The sequence below is a fragment of the Herbaspirillum sp. C9C3 genome (assembly GCF_013359625.1).
Taxonomy (GTDB): Bacteria; Pseudomonadota; Gammaproteobacteria; order Burkholderiales; family Burkholderiaceae_D; genus Herbaspirillum.
In genome coordinates this window covers 1-1,453 of sequence record NZ_JABFMQ010000058.1, presented here as the reverse complement: position 1 = coordinate 1,453, position 1,453 = coordinate 1, and the positions used below count along the sequence as shown (strand labels likewise).

Genomic DNA, 1,453 nt, shown 5'->3' with positions numbered 1-1,453 from the left:
CATCACCATCGACGGCTTCAACCTCACCGCCGCGCAAGTCCTCAGCGTGGCCCGCGCCCCGCACCTGAAGGTTGCACTGGCCGATTCCTCGCGCAGCGCGCTCAAGCAAAGCCGCGACTACATCGAATCCACCTGGATGCACGATGAAGCCCCCATGATGTACAGCTTCAACACCGGTGTGGGCTTGCTCAAGGACACGCGCATCAAGGTCGAGCACATCGAGCTGTTCCAGACGCAACTGATCCGCGCGCACAGCGCAGGCATCGGCGAGCCGTTCTCGGAAGAAGTCAGCCGCGCCACCATGCTCTTGCGTGCCAATGCCTTCGCGTCGAATTACTCTGCGCCGCGCGTGGAAGTGGTGGACCGCCTGCTGGCCTTCCTCAATGCCGGTATTCATCCGATCATGCCGCAGAAGGGTTCAGTCGGTGCCTCAGGAGATCTCGCGCCGCTGGCTTATCTGGCGGCGGCCATTGCCGGATTCGATGAGGCCGAAGTGATGTATCGCGGCCAACGCATGCGGGCCACGCAAGCGATTGAGCAAGCCGGTATCGCTCCGGTGAAATTCGACCTCAAGGCCAAGGATGCTTCGGCCCTCATCAATGGTTGCACCGCCTCGCTGGCCGTGGCCATCCTGGCGGCCCACGATGCACGCCACCTGCTCACCGACGCCTGCCTGTCGCTGGGGCTGACGCTGGAAGCGATGCGGGCCGAGATGTCGGCCTTCGATCCGCGCATTCAGATGGCGCGTCCGCATGCGGGGCAGATCAAGACAGCCGAAGTCATCCGCACTCTGCTCAAAGGCTCCACCCGTACCACGCATGAAGCACGTGCGGTGCAATTGCCCGATGAACTGCGTCGCACCGATATCCCTTATACCGCGCGCATCCAGGACGTCTATTCGCTGCGCTGCGCACCGCAAGTGTATGGACCGGTCTTCGATGCACTGGACTACATCGATACCATCATCGGGAAGGAGATCAACTCTGCCACCGACAATCCGCTGATCTTCAACAAGGAAGAGGGCGAAGGTTTCGAAATCATTTCCGGTGGCAACTTCCACGGCCAGTATCTGGCGCAGGCCATGGACTTGCTGGCCATGGCCATCACGGACCTGGGCAGCATCTGCGAGCGCCGTATCGCGCGGCTGATCGATCCCACGCTGTCGTGGGGTTTGCCCCGCAACCTGATGAGCGGCGTGCGTGGTGTCAACACCGGTTATCCGGTGGTGCAATGTTCGATGAGTTCGCTGGTGATGGAAAATCGTACCCTCTGCATGCCGGGCAGCGTCGACAGCATCCCCTCCAAGGGCAATAGCGAAGATCATATTTCCAATTCGACCTGGTGCGCGCGCAAGGCCATGACGGTGGTGCAGAACACGCAATACATCGTCGGCGTGGAAATGCTGTTGGCCGCGCAGGCGCTGACCATGACCGAAGAACTGCTCAAGGACTTC

General features: G+C 61.0%; 1 protein-coding gene. It reads left to right on the top strand.

What is annotated here, in order from left to right:
- Position 1 precedes the first annotated feature (1 nt).
- The coding region (locus HNO82_RS22040) for an HAL/PAL/TAL family ammonia-lyase (protein ID WP_175345150.1) at positions 2 to 1,453 on the top strand (1,452 nt) is incomplete at its 3' end.